This window comes from Thermus sp. FJN-A (assembly GCF_054655095.1).
The window spans coordinates 56,830-72,921 of the sequence record NZ_BAAHSC010000163.1 but is presented as its reverse complement, the minus strand read 5'-3'; the positions used below and the strand labels follow the sequence as shown (position 1 = coordinate 72,921).

General features: G+C 68.1%; 17 protein-coding genes and 1 pseudogene. 8 read left to right on the top strand and 10 right to left on the bottom strand.

Annotation, left to right across the window (positions count from 1 at the left end):
- Positions 1–112 precede the first annotated feature (112 nt).
- Positions 113–1,795, bottom strand: a complete 1,683-nt coding sequence (locus ACYQ0J_RS01205; RefSeq protein ID WP_460170368.1) for a long-chain-fatty-acid--CoA ligase — start codon at positions 1,793–1,795, stop codon at positions 113–115.
- Between the two features lie 87 nt (positions 1,796–1,882).
- Here ACYQ0J_RS01205 and ACYQ0J_RS01200 point away from each other — a divergent pair, with 87 nt between their 5' ends.
- Entirely contained in the window at positions 1,883–2,509 is a 627-nt protein-coding gene (locus tag ACYQ0J_RS01200) for a phosphoribosyltransferase (RefSeq protein WP_460170367.1), read from the top strand.
- Positions 2,497–2,877: a cupin domain-containing protein gene (locus tag ACYQ0J_RS01195; protein ID WP_460170366.1), complete on the top strand. Its 381-nt coding sequence runs from the start codon at positions 2,497–2,499 to the stop codon at positions 2,875–2,877. The genes ACYQ0J_RS01200 and ACYQ0J_RS01195 overlap by 13 nt, the downstream gene beginning before the upstream one ends.
- Before the next feature lie 106 nt (positions 2,878–2,983).
- On the opposite strand, the gene ACYQ0J_RS01190 is transcribed toward ACYQ0J_RS01195, so the two are convergent.
- From ACYQ0J_RS01190 to speD, 4 genes are all read right to left on the bottom strand, one after another.
- Positions 2,984–3,940 carry an ABC transporter permease gene (locus ACYQ0J_RS01190; protein ID WP_460170365.1) on the bottom strand — a complete coding sequence of 319 codons (957 nt, stop codon included), beginning with the start codon at positions 3,938–3,940 and terminating at the stop codon, positions 2,984–2,986.
- Entirely contained in the window at positions 3,930–4,853 is a 924-nt protein-coding gene (locus ACYQ0J_RS01185) for an ABC transporter ATP-binding protein (protein ID WP_460170364.1), read from the bottom strand. The genes ACYQ0J_RS01190 and ACYQ0J_RS01185 overlap by 11 nt, the downstream gene beginning before the upstream one ends.
- A 1-nt stretch (position 4,854) precedes the next feature.
- Positions 4,855–6,000 (bottom strand): NEW3 domain-containing protein, encoded by a 1,146-nt coding sequence (locus tag ACYQ0J_RS01180; RefSeq protein WP_460170363.1) that lies wholly within the window; start codon positions 5,998–6,000, stop codon positions 4,855–4,857.
- 88 nt (positions 6,001–6,088) lie between these two features.
- Positions 6,089–6,526: an adenosylmethionine decarboxylase gene (gene speD / locus ACYQ0J_RS01175; RefSeq protein ID WP_460170362.1), complete on the bottom strand. Its 438-nt coding sequence runs from the start codon at positions 6,524–6,526 to the stop codon at positions 6,089–6,091.
- A gap of 280 nt (positions 6,527–6,806) precedes the next feature.
- On the opposite strand from speD, the gene sdhC reads away from it, so the two are divergent.
- The 4 genes from sdhC to ACYQ0J_RS01155 are packed head-to-tail and all read left to right on the top strand — an operon-like array spanning position 6,807 to position 9,999.
- The gene (sdhC, locus tag ACYQ0J_RS01170) at positions 6,807–7,172 is read left to right on the top strand and encodes a succinate dehydrogenase, cytochrome b556 subunit (protein WP_460170361.1); all 366 of its coding nucleotides are present in this window, start codon (positions 6,807–6,809) and stop codon (positions 7,170–7,172) included.
- Positions 7,162–7,557 (top strand): succinate dehydrogenase hydrophobic membrane anchor subunit, encoded by a 396-nt coding sequence (locus tag ACYQ0J_RS01165; RefSeq protein WP_460170360.1) that lies wholly within the window; start codon positions 7,162–7,164, stop codon positions 7,555–7,557. Before sdhC ends, ACYQ0J_RS01165 begins: the two co-directional genes overlap by 11 nt.
- 1 nt (position 7,558) lies before the next feature.
- A complete protein-coding gene (sdhA, locus tag ACYQ0J_RS01160; protein ID WP_460170359.1) occupies positions 7,559–9,292 on the top strand; it encodes a succinate dehydrogenase flavoprotein subunit in 1,734 nt (577 codons plus the stop codon).
- Positions 9,293–9,300: 8 nt separating this feature from the next.
- Positions 9,301–9,999, top strand: coding sequence for a succinate dehydrogenase iron-sulfur subunit (locus ACYQ0J_RS01155; protein ID WP_460170358.1), 699 nt, complete (start codon positions 9,301–9,303; stop codon positions 9,997–9,999).
- A gap of 50 nt (positions 10,000–10,049) precedes the next feature.
- Here the strand turns inward: ACYQ0J_RS01155 and aspS are convergent, their stop codons facing one another.
- The 4 genes from aspS to ACYQ0J_RS01135 all read right to left on the bottom strand — a co-directional run bounded on the left by aspS (position 10,050) and on the right by ACYQ0J_RS01135 (position 13,770).
- Positions 10,050–11,318 carry an aspartate--tRNA(Asn) ligase gene (aspS, locus tag ACYQ0J_RS01150; RefSeq protein WP_460170357.1) on the bottom strand — a complete coding sequence of 423 codons (1,269 nt, stop codon included), beginning with the start codon at positions 11,316–11,318 and terminating at the stop codon, positions 10,050–10,052.
- Between the two features lie 112 nt (positions 11,319–11,430).
- On the bottom strand, positions 11,431–11,730 hold the full coding sequence (locus ACYQ0J_RS01145; protein WP_460170356.1) for a hypothetical protein: 300 nt from the start codon (positions 11,728–11,730) through the stop codon (positions 11,431–11,433).
- Positions 11,717–13,015, bottom strand: coding sequence for a phospholipase D-like domain-containing protein (locus ACYQ0J_RS01140; RefSeq protein WP_460170355.1), 1,299 nt, complete (start codon positions 13,013–13,015; stop codon positions 11,717–11,719). Before ACYQ0J_RS01140 ends, ACYQ0J_RS01145 begins: the two co-directional genes overlap by 14 nt.
- Before the next feature lie 2 nt (positions 13,016–13,017).
- A complete protein-coding gene (locus ACYQ0J_RS01135) occupies positions 13,018–13,770 on the bottom strand; it encodes a TatD family hydrolase (RefSeq protein ID WP_460170354.1) in 753 nt (250 codons plus the stop codon).
- A 64-nt stretch (positions 13,771–13,834) separates the two neighbouring features.
- Between ACYQ0J_RS01135 and ACYQ0J_RS01130 the strand changes: the two are divergent.
- Both ACYQ0J_RS01130 and ACYQ0J_RS01125 read left to right on the top strand, forming a co-directional pair.
- Positions 13,835–14,821: pseudogene (locus tag ACYQ0J_RS01130) on the top strand (lipocalin family protein).
- A gap of 45 nt (positions 14,822–14,866) precedes the next feature.
- Positions 14,867–15,520, top strand: a complete 654-nt coding sequence (locus ACYQ0J_RS01125; protein WP_460170353.1) for a flavodoxin family protein — start codon at positions 14,867–14,869, stop codon at positions 15,518–15,520.
- 19 nt (positions 15,521–15,539) lie between these two features.
- Here the strand turns inward: ACYQ0J_RS01125 and tsaB are convergent, their stop codons facing one another.
- Complete coding sequence (gene tsaB / locus ACYQ0J_RS01120; RefSeq protein ID WP_460170352.1) at positions 15,540–16,088, bottom strand: tRNA (adenosine(37)-N6)-threonylcarbamoyltransferase complex dimerization subunit type 1 TsaB; 549 nt, start codon at positions 16,086–16,088, stop codon at positions 15,540–15,542.
- Positions 16,089–16,092 lie beyond the last annotated feature (4 nt).

The window sequence follows — 16,092 nt, the reverse complement described above, 5'->3', positions numbered from 1 at the left end:
CCGGGGCCCCCATGGGGTGGCATTAAGCGCCCGCACCTCCCTTCCTCAAGACGGGGCGCCTCGGCTAGGACCACGGGGACCCCTTTTGGGGCCTAGAGCCAGAGCGGGGTACTTAACCCTGCCGCTTGGTGAACTCCTCCCTGAGCTCCCGCTTGAGGATCTTGCCCACGCTAGACTTGGGGAGGCTATCGCGGAACTCTAGGATGCGGGGGACCTTGTAGGCGGCGAGGTTTTGGCGGCAGAAGGCTTCGATGTCCTTTTCCGTGACCTTGCCCCGGTAGTCGGGTTTGAGGACGAGGAAGGCGGCCACGGTTTCCCCGCGGTAGGGGTCTGGGAGGCCCAGCACGGCGGCTTCTTGGACGGCGGGGTGCTGGTAGAGGACTTCTTCCACTTCCCTGGGGTAGATGTTGTAGCCGCCGGCGATGATCATGTCTTTTTTGCGGTCCACGATGTAGAAGTAGCCGTCCTCGTCCATTTTGGCCATGTCGCCGGTGTGGAGCCAGCCGTTTTTGAGGGTTTTTTGGGTTTCCTCGGGGCGGTTCCAGTAGCCTTTCATGACGTTGGGGCCTTGGACGAGGAGTTCGCCCACCTCGCCCGGGGGTACCTCCTTCCCCTCCTCGTCCACCACCTTGGCCTCCACGCTGGGCAGGGGCAGGCCGATGGAGCCTTTTCTCACCTCCCCCAGCACCGGGTTGGAGTGGGTGACGGGGCTGGCCTCGGAGAGGCCGTAGCCTTCGATGAGCCGGGCCCCAGTGATCTCCTCGAAGCGCTTGGCCACCTCGAGGGGCAAGGGGGCGGCCCCCGAGAGGCAGATGCGGATGCTCTTGACGTTCCGCCTTTCTATGCCGGGGAAGTGGTTGAAGGCCACGTAGAGGGTGGGGACCCCGGGGAAGTGGGTGACCCGGTGTTTCTCTATGGCCTCCACGATGGCCTTGATCTCGGGCCTTGGCAGGAGGACGATCTTGTAGCCCGAGAAGAGGCCATAGTTCATGGCCACGGTCATCCCGTAGACGTGGAAGAAGGGCAAGGCCCCCAGCATCACCCCCTTGCCCGCAAGCTCCTTGGAGGTGGGGTCCCAGGCGTCAATCTGGAGGACGTTGGCCACGAGGTTTTTGTGGGTGAGCATGGCGCCCTTGGCCACGCCGGTGGTCCCCCCGGTGTACTGCAGGAGGGCCAGATCCTCGGGGTCCGAGGGGTGGGGGGTGGCGGGGGGGCTTTGCAGCAGGCGGGTAAAGGCGTGGAAGCCCTCCCCTTTGGGAAAGCCCAAGGGGAGCTTGTCCCGCCTGGCCTTCAGGGGGTAGAGGAGGTTCTTGGGGAAGGGGAGGAAGTCCTTGATGCCCGTGACCACGGTGCGCCGCACCGGGGTCTCCCCTTGGACCTCCAGGAAGCGGGGCAGGAGGTGATCCAGGATCACCAGGGTCTCGGCCCCCGAGTCCGCCAGCTGGTGGCGGAGCTCCCTCGGGGTGTAGAGGGGGTTCACGTTCACCCCCACTCCCCCGGCCAGGAGGGTGCCGAAGAAGGCGATGACGAACTGGGGGGAGTTGGGGAGCATGAGGGCCACCCGGTCCCCGGGCCTTACCCCCAGGTCCTTAAGCCCCTGGGCGAAGCGTCGGGAAAGCTCCCATAGCTCGGCGTAGCTCAGGGTCTTCCCCAGAAACTCCAGGGCCACGTGGTTGGGGTAGCGCTTGGCGCTTTCCTCCAGGAAGCGCCAGAGGGGAATGGGCGGGACGCTGATCTCCGCGGGTACGCCGGGATCGTAGCGGTTGAGCCAGGGTTTGGAGCCTGTTTGGGCCATCTTGACCTCCTTCAGGCCCAGGCTACCAAAAACTTTATACCGCGTTCAAGACCCGGGCCCGGTGTAGCATGGGTGGGGAGGTTTCCTATGCGCTTCCGCGACCGCAGGCACGCCGGAGCCCTTCTGGCCGAGGCCTTGAAACCCCTGGGCCTCGAGGCCCCCGTGGTCCTAGGCATCCCCCGGGGCGGGGTGGTGGTGGCGGACGAGGTGGCGAGGCGCTTGGGAGGGGTGCTGGACGTGGTCCTGGTGCGCAAGGTGGGGGCTCCCGGCAACCCCGAGTTCGCCTTGGGGGCGGTGGGGGAGAAGGGGGAGCTCGTTTTGAAGCCCTACGCCCTGCAGTACGCGGATTCCAGCTACCTGGAGCGGGAGGCCGCCCGGCAGAAGGACGTGATCCGCAAGCGGGCGGAGCGCTACCGCAGGGTGCGGCCCAAGGTGCCCCTGGCCGGCCGGGACGTGGTGCTGGTGGACGACGGCATCGCCACCGGCTCCACCATGGAGGCGGCCTTGGGGGTGGTGCTCGCGGAGAAGCCCCGCCGGGTGGTGGTGGCGGTGCCCGTGGCCAGCCCGGAGGTGGCGGAAAGGCTGAAGGCGCGGGCGGAGGTGGTGGCCCTCTCCACCCCGCCGGACTTCGCCGCCGTGGGGGCTTACTACATGGACTTCGGTGAGGTCACGGACGAAGAGGTGGAGGGCCTTCTGCTACAATGGGCGGCATGAAGCCTGTGGTGAAGCAGGCCGCGAGCGTGGAAGCCCGTCCCGTGGAGAGGGGGGAAAGGGCCTTCATCCAGGTGCTCATCGGCCCTGAGGACGGGGCGCCCCACTTCATCACCCGCAAGTTCACCATCCTGCCCGGAGGCCGCATCCCCAAGCACAAGCACCCCACCATTGAGCACGAGCAGTTCGTCCTTTCCGGGCGCATGAAGGTGCTGTTGGGCGACGAGGTGAAGGAGGTGGCCGCCGGCCAGGCGGTGTACATCCCCCCCGACACCCCTCACGCCTACGTGAACGAGGGGGGGGAGCCCGTGGAGTTCCTCTGCGTCATCCCCAAGACCAGCGCCTACGCCACGGAGTGGCTGGAGGACTAAGGCACCGCTTCTCAACACCCCGACGAGGCGGAAGCCTCGCCGGGGTGTTTAGCCCGGGAAAGCCCCCCTGGGTCCCCATGCTGGCTTGGGCCAGCATGGAGTGGTGTTAGGCCCGCACCTCCTGCCGCTGGAAGGCCACGTAGGCCAGGGTGAAGAGGAGGACGGAGAGGGCGAAAAGCCCCGTGAGCTGGGGCCAGATGAGGAGGAGGCTCTGGCCCAGGGGTAGGGGGGTGCCCAGCACGGCCCCCTCCAGCTGGGTGATGAGGATGGGGCCCAGGGAGCGGACCGCCGGGTTGAGGAGGGCGGTGAGGCTCTCGGCGTAGAGGGTGTTGGGGGAAAGCCGGGAGACCCAGAGGGCCAGGTTGGCCTGCCGGAGTTGGCTTTCCGGGTCAAAGGGGTCGGCCCGGAGGAGGAGGGCGTTCGCCGCCAGGTCGGTGAGGATGGGGAAGAAGACCGCGAAGAAGAGCCAGACCCCTATGGCCGCCAAGGCGGCGGTGGCCGGCTGGCGGAAGAGCACGGAGAAGAGGAGGCCGAGGGCCAACCACACCCCCGCGTAGAATAGGGTGGCCAGGAGGAAGAGGAAGGAGCGGGCCATCTCCTCGGCCTCGGGGGGCACCCCCAGGGTGAAGAGGCCCAGGCCCACCACCAGGAGGAAGAGGGCCAGGAGGAGCACCGCCAGGGTGCCGAGGCCCGCCAGGAACTTGCCGAAGAGAAGGGCATCCCGGTAGATGGGTTGGGAGAGGACGCGGGAAAGCGTCCCCCGGGCGTACTCCCCGTTCACCGCGTCAAAGGCCAGGGCGATGGCCGCCAGGGGGACGAAGAAGGAGAGGAAACCCACGAAGGAGGGCAGGGGGTCTTGGGCCGTGGTGAGGAGCTTGAGGTAGAGGTAGGGGTCCTCCCCCACCGTCTGGCGCAGGGTCTGGGTGCCGGTATAGACGGCGGCCAGGGCGGAGAGGAGGATAAGGGCTTCCAGAAACCGCATCCTAAGCCCCGTGAGGTGGTCGGCCATCTCCTTGAAGAAGACGGCCCAAAGCCCGGTCCAGGGGGAGCCCTCACGCCGCATGGCCCACCTCCTTGAAGTAGTGGGCGTAGACCTCGTCCAGGCTGGGGCGGCGGAGGGCGAGGCTGAGGAGGGTGCCCCGCTCCACCGCCACCCGGGCCAGCTCGGGGCGCAGGTCCCGGCTGGCCAGGACCCGGTAGCGCCCCCCTTCCGCCTCCACCCGCGCCACCCCTTCCAGGCTCCGGAAGGCGGCCTCGAGGCCCGGCTCCGCCTCCAAGAGGATCTCGTACCCGCCCCCGAGGACCTTCTCCGCCAGTTCCTCCACCGTGCCCAGAAGGGCCAGGCGGCCCTTGTGGAAGAGCCCCACCCGGTCGCAGATCTCCTGCACCTGGTGCAGGAGGTGGCTGGAGAGGAGGATGGTGATCCCCTCGGCCTTCAGGTCCTTGATGAGCCCCAAAAACTCCCGGGCCGCCTCCGGGTCCAGGCCCAGGGTGGGCTCGTCCAGGATGGCCACCCGGGGGCGCTTGAGGAGCACCTCCGCCAGGCCCAGGCGCTGGCGCATGCCCCGGCTGAAGGCGGCCACCTTCCGTTCCCGCACCTCCCAAAGCCCCATGCGCCTTAGCACCTCCTCAATGCGGGCTTTGGCCTCGCCCTCGGGGAGGCCCAGGAGGCGGCTGGTGTAGCGCAGGTTTTCCCAGGCGGTGAGTTCCCCGTAGAAGCCCACCTGGTCCGGGAGGTAGCCCACCCTGGCCTTCACCTTCAAGGGCTCCCGCATGGGGTCTAGGCCCAGCACCCGCGCCTCCCCCAAGGTGGGCTCGGTGAGGCCCAGGAGCATGAGGATGGTGGTGGTCTTCCCCGAGCCGTTGGGGCCCAGGAGGCCGAAGACCTCCCCCTCCTCCACCTCCAGGTTCAGGTCTTCCACGGCCACCACCTTGCCGTAGCGCTTGGTGAGGCCATGGGTCGCGATGACCGCCATGCTACCTCCGGCCGAAGCGGTTCACGGCGAAGCCCAGCACCAGGAGGGCCACGGCCATGATGCCCACCCCCACCAGGCCCCAGAGGCTGGAGCGCACCACGGTGGCCCGGTAATCCAGGCTCTGGCTTACCCCCTCGTCCCCGGAGAGGCTCAGGGTCACCATGTAGTCCCCGGTGACCGCCTTGGGGGAGGGCTTGATGCGGGCGGTGACCTCCGCCTCCTGGCCGGGCTCCAGGGCCTCCAGCTTCTCGGGCTCAAACTTCACCTCCCAGCCCGAGGGCTCCATGGCGCTGAAGGAGAGGTTCTTGGCAGGGGCGCTCCCCTCGTTCTTGAGGAGCAGCTTCACCTGGTTCTCCCGGCCCGCCACCACCTGGCCGGAGAGCCGGCCTTCCTTAGTGGTGAAGCGCACCTCGGGCCGTCCCGTGACCTCCAGGGTGAGGCCGAGCTCCGCCTTGGCCTCCCCGGCCACCGCCCGCACGGTGAGCCCGTAGGTGTCCGCCTTGGTGTCTTTGGGCAGGGAGACCTCCACGTCCAGGTCCCGGCTCTCCCCGGCCTTGATGGGGAGGCTCGTCACCTGCTGGCTGGCGAAGGCGGGGGTGAAGGTTACCTGGAAGCCCTTGGGGGCCTCGTACTCCAAGGAGACGAGGAGGTCCCGGTCCGACTCGTTCCGCAGGGTGACCCGGTAGCGGAAGGAGCTGGTGGGCGGGCCCTTGAGGATGGGGAGTTCGGCCTCGAGGCCCAGGCGCTGGGGGAGCCCCTGGCCCACCACCAAGGCGATGGGCAGGGTGGCGGTGTGCCCCAGGCCCTCGGCCCGCACCAGGAAGCGGTAGGTGCCGGGCTTGGCCTCCTTGGACGGCTGCAGGCGCAGGGTGAGGGTGGCCTCCCCATCGGGGGCCAGGTAGACGGCGCGCACCAGCCTGCCGCCCCCGATGAGGCTCGCCTGCCACCCCGGGGCGGCCTCGGCCACGGCCAGGCGCACCACCCCGGGGGGGAGGCCGTGGTTCTTCACCGTCAGGGTCAGGTTCACGCTCTCCCCGGGTTGGACCCCGATCTCCGGGTACGGGGTGCCCAGGGAGAGGCCGCGGAAGCCTTGCGCCAGGGCCAGGGAAAGCGCCAGGAGGAACAGGGGGATAAGCTTGCGCACCATACCTAAGCCTCCTCCTATTAAGGCTAGGGGGGAAGGATGAGCCCGAAATGAAACCCCCGGGGCGCGCCCGGGGGCGGGGGGAGGCGGCTTAGCCCACCCGGGCCTCGAGGTACTCCCGCTCGCCCAGGACGATCTGGCGGGCCAGCTCGGGGTCCTTGGGGAACTCCTTGCCCCGGTTGATCATGTAGGTCTCGTAGCGGCCTATCTCAAAGACCTCGGTGAGCTTGCGCAGCACCTGGGCCATGTCAAAGGCCTTGCAGGAGAAGATGTCGATGGAGAGGAAGCGCTTCTTGGGGAAGGTGTGGATGGCGATGTGGCTCTCGGCGATGATCACCACCCCCGTCACCCCGTCCTCCCCCTCGGGCCCGTAGCTGTAGACGAAGGGGGGAAGCACCTTGGTCATCTCCATTTCCTCGGGGAGCTCGTCCAGGACGCGGCGCACCAGCTCGGCGTCCCGGAGCTTAGCGGGGTTGGCATCGTAGCCATCCACCATCAGATGTGGACCGAATCCGAAGAGTTCCACCATGACCACCTCCTTCCCGTGCCCCCCGGGGTATCCCCCCACGGCACGCCCCCCATTATGCCCCCCCCCTCCCCCCCCTGTCAATACCTCGTCTCCTGGCGGGAAATCCCCCCTTGCGCCTTTGGGGTTTTTTCCCTGGGGGCCTGGGCGGGGGGTGAGGGGTAAAGGAGCCTTCCGCCCGGGCTTCCGATACCCCCTTTGGGTATGCTCGGGGGCGAATGGGCTTCCCCACGCAAAGCCAGCCCAATGAGGGTGTTATGATAGACCCCGGCAAGGAGGTGCCATGTATAGGGGAAGAGAAGGGCAGTGGGCGTTCTACCTGCACCGGATCTCGGGCCTGGGCATCCTGGTCTTCCTCATGCTCCACGTGGCCAACATTTCCAGCGCCATGTGGGGGCCGGAGGTGTCCAACGCCCTCATGAGGTTCTACCACCAGCCCGTGTTCCAGGTGGGGCTTTTGCTCCTCATCGCCGGGGTGCTCTACCACGGGTTCAACGGGCTCCGGATCATCCTCATGGACTTCACCGCCTGGGGGGTGCGCTACCAGCGGCAGCTTTGGTACGCGGTTTGGGTGCTCTTCGTGGTCTTCTACCTGCCTTTTCTGGTGAAGATCGGAGGCGGCATCCTGGGAGGGGGTCATGGCGATTAAGTCCAAGCGCTACGCGGAGGCCAGGCTCGAGGCCAGCACCAACCTGGAGCTCTACTGGTGGGTCTTCATGCGCATCTCCGGGGTGGTCCTGGTCTTCTTGCTCATCGGCCACATGTGGATGAACGCGGTGGTGGCCGACCTCAACTCCATTGACTACGACTACGTGGCCAAGAGACTTTCCCAGACCACCTGGAGGGTCTACGACTGGCTGATCCTGGCCCTGGGCCTTTTGCACGGGGCCAACGGGCTTCGCTACGTCCTGGACGACTGGGTGCGCGATCCTTCCCGGCGCTTCTGGACCAAGGTGGTGCTCTACGGCCTCATCGCCTTCCTCTTCTTCCTGGGGAGCCTTTCCCTGTTCAACCACGATTTCGGGGTGAAGTGATATGGCGCACAGACACGAGGTCATCGTGGTGGGCGCGGGCGGGGCGGGCCTCGCCACCGCCCTTTACGCGGCCAGGGAGGGTGCGGACGTGGCGGTGGTCACCAAGCTCTACCCCACGCGGAGCCACACCGGAGCGGCGCAAGGGGGCATAGGGGCCGCCCTGGGCAACGTGGAGGAGGACCACTGGGAGTGGCACATGTTTGACACGGTGAAGGGGGGGGACTACCTCACCGACCAGGACGCCGCCGAGGTCTTCGCCAAGGAAGTGATCGAGGCGGTGATTGAACTGGAGCACATGGGCCTCCCCTTTGACCGCCTCCCCAGCGGCAAGATCGCCCAGCGGCGCTTCGGGGGCCACACCAAGGACTGGGGGAAGGCCCCGGTGCACCGGGCGGCCCACGCCGCCGACCGCACGGGGCACATGATCCTCCAGACCCTCTACCAGCAGTGCGTGAAGGCGGGCATCACCTTCTACAACGAGTTCCACGTCACTGACGTCATCATTGAGGACGGGGTGGCCAAGGGCCTCGTGGCCCTGGAGCTCGCCACCGGGGAGCTCCACCTCTTCCAGGCCAAGGCCATCGTCATCGCCTCCGGGGGCTTTGGCCGCATCTACAAGGTGACCTCCAACGCCTACACCCTCACCGGGGACCTGCAGGCCATCCTCTACCGCAAGGGGCTTCCCCTGGAGGACATGGAGTTCTACCAGTTCCACCCCACGGGGCTTTACCCCCTGGGCATCCTCCTCACCGAGGGGGCCCGGGGCGAAGGGGGAATCCTCCGGAACGCCCTGGGAGAGCGCTTCATGGAGCGCTACGCCCCCACCATCAAGGACCTGGCCCCAAGGGACATGGTCTCCCGGGCCATGTACCTGGAGGTGCGGGAAGGGAGGGGCGTGGGCCCCAAGAAGGACCACGTCCTCTTGGACCTCACCCACCTGCCCCCCGAGGTCATTGAGAAGAAGCTCCCCGACATCACCGAGTTCAGCCGCATCTACCTGGGGGTGGACCCCTTGAAGGAGCCGGTCCCGGTGATGCCCACCGCCCACTACGCCATGGGGGGGATTCCCACCACCCTCTGGGGCCAGGTGATCAAGGACGAGAAGAACACCGTGGTCCCCGGCCTCTACGCCGCCGGGGAGGCGGCCTGCGTGAGCCTCCACGGGGCGAACCGCCTGGGGACGAACTCCTTGGGAGACCTGGTGGTCTTCGGGCGCCGCGCGGGGATCCACGCGGCCCGTTTCGCCAAGGACGCCGACTACCACGAGCTCACCGAGGAGCACCTGGGGGAGAGCCGGGAGCGCATCCAGCGCATCAAGAACTCCACCGGGAAGGAGCGGGTGGCCGTGCTCCGCGCCGAGCTGCAGCAGACCATGATGGACCACGCCTCCGTCTTCCGCACGGGGGAGCTTTTGCAAAAGCAGGTGGAGATCCTGAAGGAGCTCATGGACCGCTACAAGCGGATCTCCATCGACGACAAGGGGGACGCCTACAACACCGAGCTCGTGGAGGCCCTGGAGCTCGGGTACCTCCTGGAGGTTTCCGAGGCCCTGGTGCACTCCGCCTTAAACCGCACCGAGTCCCGGGGGGCCCACGCCCGCGAGGACTACCCGGAGCGGGACGACCAGAACTGGCTCAAGCATACCCTGGCCTACAAGGTGGAAGACGGCAAGGTGGCCTTCCGCTACAAGCCCGTGGTCCTGGGCCGCTTTGAGCCCAAGGCCCGCACCTACTAGGAGGGGGCATGCAGGTTACCCTGAAGATCCTCCGCTTTGACCCCGAAAAGGACCCGAAGCCCACCTGGCACACCTACCAGGTGGAGGCCGAGCCCTGGGATAGGGTCCTGGACCTCCTGCACAAGGTGAAGTGGGACCAGGACGGCACCTTGGCCTTCCGGAGGAGCTGCGGCCACGGCATCTGCGGCTCGGACGCCATGCTCATCAACGGCAGGAACCGCCTGGCTTGCAAGACCCTGGTTCGGGACCTGGGAAGCGTGATTACCGTGGAGCCCATCCGGGGCCTCCCGGTGGAGAAGGACCTCATCGTGGACATGGAGCCCTTCTTCGCCGCCTACCGGGCGGTGAAGCCCTTCCTCATCAACGACGAGCCGCCCCCCCAGAGGGAGAGGCTCCAGTCCCCGGAGGAGCGGGAGCGGTTTGACCACGGCACCAAGTGCATCCTCTGCGCCAGCTGCACCACCAGCTGCCCCGTCTTCTGGGTGAACGGCGCCTACCTGGGCCCGGCGGCCATCGTCCAGGCCCACCGCTTTATCTTTGACTCCCGCGACCGGGGCAAAAGGGAGCGCTTCAAGGCCTTGGGCTCGGGGAGTGGGGTGTGGCGGTGCCGCACCGCCTACAACTGCACCGAGGCCTGCCCCCGGGAGATCCCCGTGACCCAGCTCATTGAGGAGGTGAAGCGGGCCATCCTCTTCGACCGGTTTTAGGGAGCCTGCCCCCACCGCGGCCCGCTTCCCTTGCCGCGGTGGGGGGTCTTCTAGGGGGTCAGGCGGTGCCGGTCCCGGGGGAAGGCCCGGGCGTAGCGCACGTTGGGAAGGCCCAAAAGCTTCTGGGTGAGGCGCTCGGCCCCGATGGCGAAGCCCCCATGGGGGGGCATCCCGTACTTGAAGACCTCCAGGTAGCCCTGGAAGCCCTCGGGGTCCATCCCCTTGGCCCGTAGGCTTTCCAAAAGCTCCGGGTAGAGGTGGATGCGCTGGCCCCCCGAGGTGATCTCCAGGCCGCGGAAGAGGAGGTCAAAGCTCCGGGTGGTGCCGTCCGGTTCCGGGTAGGTGTAAAAGGGCCTGAGGGCGCGGGGGTAGCGGGTGACGAAGAGCCAGTCCGAGCCCCAGCGTTCCTTGGCGTACCGGCCCAGGAGGCGCTCCGCCTCCTCGGAGAGGTCCTGGCCCGCGGGGTAGCCGAGCTCCTCTCGGAGGAGCCTCCGGGCCTCGGCGTGGGTGAGGCGGGGGACGTCCTGGGGGAAGGAGGGCCAGTCCGCCCCCAGGAGGCGGACCTCGTTCCCTGCCTTGCTCAAGGCCTCCTCCAGCATCTCGGCGAGAAGCGCTTCCTCCAGCCGCATAAGTTCCTCTTCGCTTGCGATGAAGCCCATCTCCACGTCCAGGGAGAGGTACTCGTTCAGGTGGCGGCTGGTGTTGTGCTCCTCCATGCGCCATACCGGGGCCACCTCGTAGACCCGCTCGAAGACCCCCACCATGATCTGCTTGTAGAGCTGGGGGGACTGGGCCAGGTAGGCCCGTTTCTCAAAGTAGTCCACCCCAAAGAGGCCGCTTCCCCCTTCGGCCCCGGCCCGCACCACCTTGGGGGTGAAGATCTCCGTGAAGTCCTGGCGGTCCAGGTAGCGCCGAAAACCCCGCACCAGGGCTGCCTGGACCTTGAGGGGTGCGCGGGCCTTTTCCCCCCGGAGGGTGACGTAGCGGTACTCCAGGAGGGTGTCGGGGTGGGCCCGCCATTCCTCCTTGGGGATCTCCACCGGGGTGGGCTCGAGGGCGGGGGAGAGGACCTCCATGGCCTGGGCCTGGACCTCGAGGCCCCCCGGGGCCTTGGGGTTCTCCACCACCACCCCCCGCACCCTTAGGGAGGACTCGGGGAGGGGCAGCCTCTGTCCCCCCGTCACCACCTGCACCACCCCGCTTCGGTCCCGCAGAAGGAGGAACTGCACCTTCCCCAGGTCCCGCCGCCAGTGCAGGAAGCCCATGACCTCCACCTCTTGGCCCACGTGTTCCTTTAGTTCCCTTACCAGGACGCGCATGCCTCCTCCTTAAGCCTTGACCCCCCCGGCCATGGGGAGCCGGGGGGGCCTGTGTCCTCGCCCCCCTTAGCGGTCGTTGTTGCGAAGGCGCGGGCGCATGTTGGGCCTAAGTTTAGGGGTTTGTGCCCCCGAGGTCAAGCGCTTCAAAGGCCCGGACCAGGCTGGGCAGGTCTTCGGGCCGGGCCACGGCGAAGAAGTTCTCTTCCAGCTCGTACCTGGCCGCCCACTCCCCCTCCACCCCCAGGAGGTGGAGGGGCCGGGCCTCCTCCCGCAGGAGGCGCTTGCGCCGCAGGCGGAGGTCCCCCTTTTCCGAGTAGAAGACCTGGTAGACCACGCCCCCCCGGCGCTTCTCCCCGTAAAAGCCCCCCTGGATGGGGCTCACCTCGTAGCCCAGGGCCTCAAGGGCCTCCATGGACCACCTCCAAGGCCGTGGAGTCTTCCAACACGATCTCGTAATACCCCGCGTAGAGGACGATGCGCCCCCGGGCCCGCACCACCTTGCCCAGGTAGCTTCCGGGGAAGGGTTGCAGGAAGAGGCCGTAGCTCCGGGGGAAGACCACCAGGCGCAGGTCGCTTTCCCCCGGGCCGAACTTCAGGAAGGCCACGGTGCCCCGGTCCTCCACCTCCCGGATGACCCCCTCCACGGTGGCCACCCGGCCGAAGTACCGGGGGGCCTCCTGCCAGGGGATCACCCCTTCCACCGGGGGGAGGGCGAAGGGGTTTGCGGGAAGGCCCGCCCGGAAGTCCTCCTCCAGGGTGGCGAGAAGCCTGGAGAAGGCCTCCGGGGCCTCCTTCTTGCTGAGGAGCACGGAGAGCTCCCGGTTGGCGTTCAGGGAGTTGGCGCTGAGGTTTAGGCTTCCCAGGAGGGCCACCTCCCCATCCTGGACCAGGACCTTGGCGTGCACGTAAAGGCCCGGCAGGAAGCGGATCTCAGCCCCCGCCCGCCTGAGCTCCTCGGCCCCCGCCAGGAAGTAGGTGTCGCCGGGTTCGGCGGGGCTGCCCACCAGGCGCACCCGCACCCCCCGGGCCAAGGCCTCCTTCAGGGCCGCCACCACCTCGAGGTCCGCCATGGCCTGGTGTTCCAGGAAAAGCTCCCGCTTGACCCCCCGGATGAGGGCGAGGAGGGTTTCCCGGGCGTTGCCTTCCTTGGCCCCTCCCAGGGTGCGGCTCGGGGCCCAGACCAAAAGGGCCCGGGAGAGGTCCAGCCGCTCCCCGGCCCAGTCGGCCTCAAAGACGCGGGCCACCTCCGCCACCTGCCTCGGGTCGTCCAGGACGAGGGCGTACTCCCGGTTGGCGCTGAAGGAGCTCCCGGTGAGGTTCATGGTGCCCACCCAGGCCCGCTTGCGGTCCACCACCAGGCTCTTCTCGTGCACGAAGACGAAGCGGAAGGGGGTGGTGAGCTTCACCTCCACCCCCCGGTCCTTCAGGGCCTGGAAGACGGACAAGTCCACCCGCCCGCCAGCGGGCTCCCGCTCCAGGAGGACCCGTACCCTCACCCCCCGGGCTACCGCCTGGCCCAGCGCCTCCACCACGTCCATGCGGCTCGGCGTCCAAAGGTACATCTTGACCAGCACTTCCTGCCTGGCGGAGGCGATGAGGTCCAGGAGTGGCTTCACCCCATCCTCCGGCTCCACCACCAGGCGGGGAGCGGCCAGGACGGGGAGGAAGAAGAGGAGAAGGGCTAGGAGAGGCCTCATGGTCACCACCTAAAGCACCTCCTGGCGTTTTCGTCGGTGACGGCTTCCATCACCGAGAGGTCCACCCCCCGTACCTCGGCCAGCTTGGCCAGGGTGTGGCGCACGTGGTGGGGCCGGTTTCGCTTTCCCCGGAGGGGCTCAGGGGGCAGGAAGGGGGTGTCGGTTTCCACCAGAAGCCTCTCCGGGGGAAGCCTCCTGGCCGCCTCCCGCAGGGCCTCGTTCTTCCTGTAGGTGAGGGGGCCGGCAAAGCTGAAGTAGGCCCCCACCTCCATCCCCGCCCGCTCCAGGGCGGGATGGCCCCCGTAGGCGTGGAGCACGGCCTTCTTGGGGCGGTGGACCAGGAGCCAGGCGGCCAGGTCCTCCTCCGCCCTCCCGTCCTTGCTCCGCACGTGGAGGACGAGGGGAAGGCCGAGCTCCTCCGCCAAGGCCGCCTGGAAGTCCAGGGCCTTGAGCTGGGCGGGTTGGGTCTCGGGGGTCCAGTGGTAGTCCAGCCCCGTTTCCCCGATGGCCCGCACCCGCTCGCTTCGGGCGTAGTGGCGGAGGGCCTCCATGACCTCGGGGGAGAGGAGGTGGGCCCCTGTGGGGTGGAGGCCCACCCCCGCGTAGACGTTACCCACCGCCAGGGCTAGGGTCTTTTCCCAGCGGGCCGGGTCCACGCCCAGGGTGAGGACGGCCACGAGCTCGGAAAGGTGGGTCCTGGCCTCCTCCAGCTCCTCGGGTTCCAGGAAGTCCAGGTGCGCGTGGGTATCGGTCACGGCCTTCACTGTAGCCCAATTCCGGCAAGGGGGGGAAGGCTTTCCGACTAGAATTCGGGTAAGGATGAGGGGGTTTTGGCTTGCCCTCCTTTTCCTCGCCGCTTGCGCCCCTGCCCTCTTGGGGGTGGACCCCAAGCGCCTTCCCGACCCCCACGACTGGGACCCCAAGCCCGCCCCCTTGGAATGGTGGTACGCCTCGGGCTGGGCCTTCCCCTACGCCTTCCACTTCGCCTTCTTCAAGGCCTATGCGCCCCCTTCCTACACGGTCCTGGGCCTGCCCGGTAGCCTCTTCGGGGCCTTCCACGCCGCCCACCTGGCCCTTACCGACCTGCGCACGGGGGAAAGGCGCTTCCTGGAGGTTTCCGACCAGGACCTCCTCGCCCCCCGGGGGTGGGCGGAACCGGGGCCCCGCCTGGGGCTTGGGGGCTGGCGCTTCTTCCGGGAGGGGGAGGCCTTCCGCCTCCAGGCTCCCGGGGTGGACCTGGCCTTCTTGCCCCAGAAGCCCCCCGTGGTCCACCCGCCGGGCTACTCGGGCACGGGGGACACGGGGCGGATGTACTACCAGTCCTACACCCGGGCCGAGGCCAGGGGAAGCCTCCTGGGGGAGGCCGCTTTGGGGGAGGCCTGGCTGGACCACCAGTGGGGGGAGTAGCTTTCCGGGGTGTCGGCCACCTGGGACTGGTTCGGCCTCCACCTTTCGGACGGGTCGGAGCTCATGGCCTACCGGGTGCGGGACCGGGAGGGGAGGGTGGTCCAGGTCCTGGGAAGCCGGGTGGACCCCCTGGGGCGGGTGGAGGCCCTGGAGGTGGCTTTCCTGCCCCTGGCCTCTTGGCTAAGTCCCTCGGGGCGCACCTACACCCTCGCCTGGCGCCTGGTGGGGCCGGAGCTGGACCTCGCCCTCGCTCCCTTGTTCCAGGAGGGGGAGATCCTTTCCCGGACCACCCGGGTGGCCTACTGGGAGGGGCCCGTGGCCGGGGAGGGGCTCCTAAAGGGCTATCCGGTGCGGGCTAGGGGCATGGGGGAGTTCGTGTCCGGGGCCTGGCGCCCCTAAGTGCGCGTGCTATACTAAAAGGGGTTTAGTGCGTAGGTGATAGTTATGGGCTTACGCGTGCTCGGCGTCAACGCATCGGCACGAACGGACGGGTTTACGGCGGAGTTGTTGGACGAGGTTTTGGAAGCGGCCAGGCGTAAAGGGGCGGTGACCGAGCGCCTGGACCTGGTGAAGCACCCCTTTCCCCTCTGCGCGGGGAACTACTCCGTGGACCCCGCCTCTTGCGGCCCCGAGACCTGCGTGCAGGGGCCTTGGGACGGCTTCGGCAAGGTGGCGGAAAGGCTCCTCAACGCCCACGCCGTGGTCTTCGCCACCCCGGTCTACTGGTTCAGCGTCTCCGCCCGGATGAAGGCGCTCCTGGAGCGCATGACCTCCATGGAAAACCAGGGCCTCCTGAACCTGGGCAAGCCCATGGCCCTCCTGGCGGTGGCGGAGGAGGAAGGGGCCTCCCAGGCCTTGGCCCAGATGCTCCTGCCCCTCTCCTACATGGGCTTCGTCCTGGCCCCCCTGGGCCTGGTCTACGCCCACCGCCGCGGGGCCTTGGGCCTCCGGGAGAACCCCGAGCTCCTGGAGGATGCCCGCATCGCCGGGGAGAACCTGGTGCTGATGGCGGAGAGGCTGAAAGGGACCCCCTTCCAGGAGCCCGTCCCCAGCTACGTGTACCGCCTTCCCCGCTCCCCTGGGGTCGCCGCGGACTAGGCCTGGACACGGGGCGGTATCACAGGTAGAGGGGCTCCACCCCTTCCCGGGCGAAGGGGAGGAGTTCGTAAAGGGCCCTGGGGTCGGGGGGAGGGTCCAGGAGGAGGCCTTCTTTGGGGAGCTCGCGGGCCTCGAGCTTGCGGGGAGGCATCAGCTCCACGGGCTTCCCCTCCCGCTTGGCGTAGGTGGCCCCGTAGTAGAGGCGGTTTCTGGCGGTGAAGAGGGGGGTGAGGGGCCTCCCCCCCTCCTCCAGGTAGGGCCAGCAGGCGGCGAGAAGGGAGCCCACCCCGTGGACCTCGGCCCCCTGGGCCAAGGCCACCCCGAGCCCCGCGGCCAGGGCGATGCGGATCCCGGTGTAGGACCCGGGGCCTTCCCCCAGGATGAGGCGGGAAACCTCCTCCCGCCTCGCCCCCACCTCGGCGAGGAGCTCGTCCAGGAGGGCGAAGAGGGCTTCCTCGTGCCTTCTTCCCAGCCGCACCACCCGCCCCACCCCCTCCGCTTCCCGGAATAGCCCCAGGGCCAGGTACGGGGTGGCGGTGTCCAAGGTCAGGGTCCACACGCCCTTCATGGTA

Coding starts and splice junctions, on each gene's coding strand:
- ACYQ0J_RS01145 (WP_460170356.1), bottom strand. CDS start 11,730: ATGGAGGCCCTTGAGGCCCTGGGCTACGAGGTGAGCCCCATCCAGGGG.
- ACYQ0J_RS01165 (WP_460170360.1), top strand. CDS start 7,162: ATGGCGATTAAGTCCAAGCGCTACGCGGAGGCCAGGCTCGAGGCCAGC.
- tsaB (WP_460170352.1), bottom strand. CDS start 16,088: ATGAAGGGCGTGTGGACCCTGACCTTGGACACCGCCACCCCGTACCTG.
- ACYQ0J_RS01190 (WP_460170365.1), bottom strand. CDS start 3,940: ATGCGGCGTGAGGGCTCCCCCTGGACCGGGCTTTGGGCCGTCTTCTTC.
- ACYQ0J_RS01200 (WP_460170367.1), top strand. CDS start 1,883: ATGCGCTTCCGCGACCGCAGGCACGCCGGAGCCCTTCTGGCCGAGGCC.
- ACYQ0J_RS01180 (WP_460170363.1), bottom strand. CDS start 6,000: ATGGTGCGCAAGCTTATCCCCCTGTTCCTCCTGGCGCTTTCCCTGGCC.
- sdhC (WP_460170361.1), top strand. CDS start 6,807: ATGTATAGGGGAAGAGAAGGGCAGTGGGCGTTCTACCTGCACCGGATC.
- ACYQ0J_RS01140 (WP_460170355.1), bottom strand. CDS start 13,015: ATGAGGCCTCTCCTAGCCCTTCTCCTCTTCTTCCTCCCCGTCCTGGCC.
- ACYQ0J_RS01195 (WP_460170366.1), top strand. CDS start 2,497: ATGGGCGGCATGAAGCCTGTGGTGAAGCAGGCCGCGAGCGTGGAAGCC.
- aspS (WP_460170357.1), bottom strand. CDS start 11,318: ATGCGCGTCCTGGTAAGGGAACTAAAGGAACACGTGGGCCAAGAGGTG.
- speD (WP_460170362.1), bottom strand. CDS start 6,526: ATGGTGGAACTCTTCGGATTCGGTCCACATCTGATGGTGGATGGCTAC.
- ACYQ0J_RS01185 (WP_460170364.1), bottom strand. CDS start 4,853: ATGGCGGTCATCGCGACCCATGGCCTCACCAAGCGCTACGGCAAGGTG.
- sdhA (WP_460170359.1), top strand. CDS start 7,559: ATGGCGCACAGACACGAGGTCATCGTGGTGGGCGCGGGCGGGGCGGGC.
- ACYQ0J_RS01205 (WP_460170368.1), bottom strand. CDS start 1,795: ATGGCCCAAACAGGCTCCAAACCCTGGCTCAACCGCTACGATCCCGGC.
- ACYQ0J_RS01155 (WP_460170358.1), top strand. CDS start 9,301: ATGCAGGTTACCCTGAAGATCCTCCGCTTTGACCCCGAAAAGGACCCG.
- ACYQ0J_RS01125 (WP_460170353.1), top strand. CDS start 14,867: ATGGGCTTACGCGTGCTCGGCGTCAACGCATCGGCACGAACGGACGGG.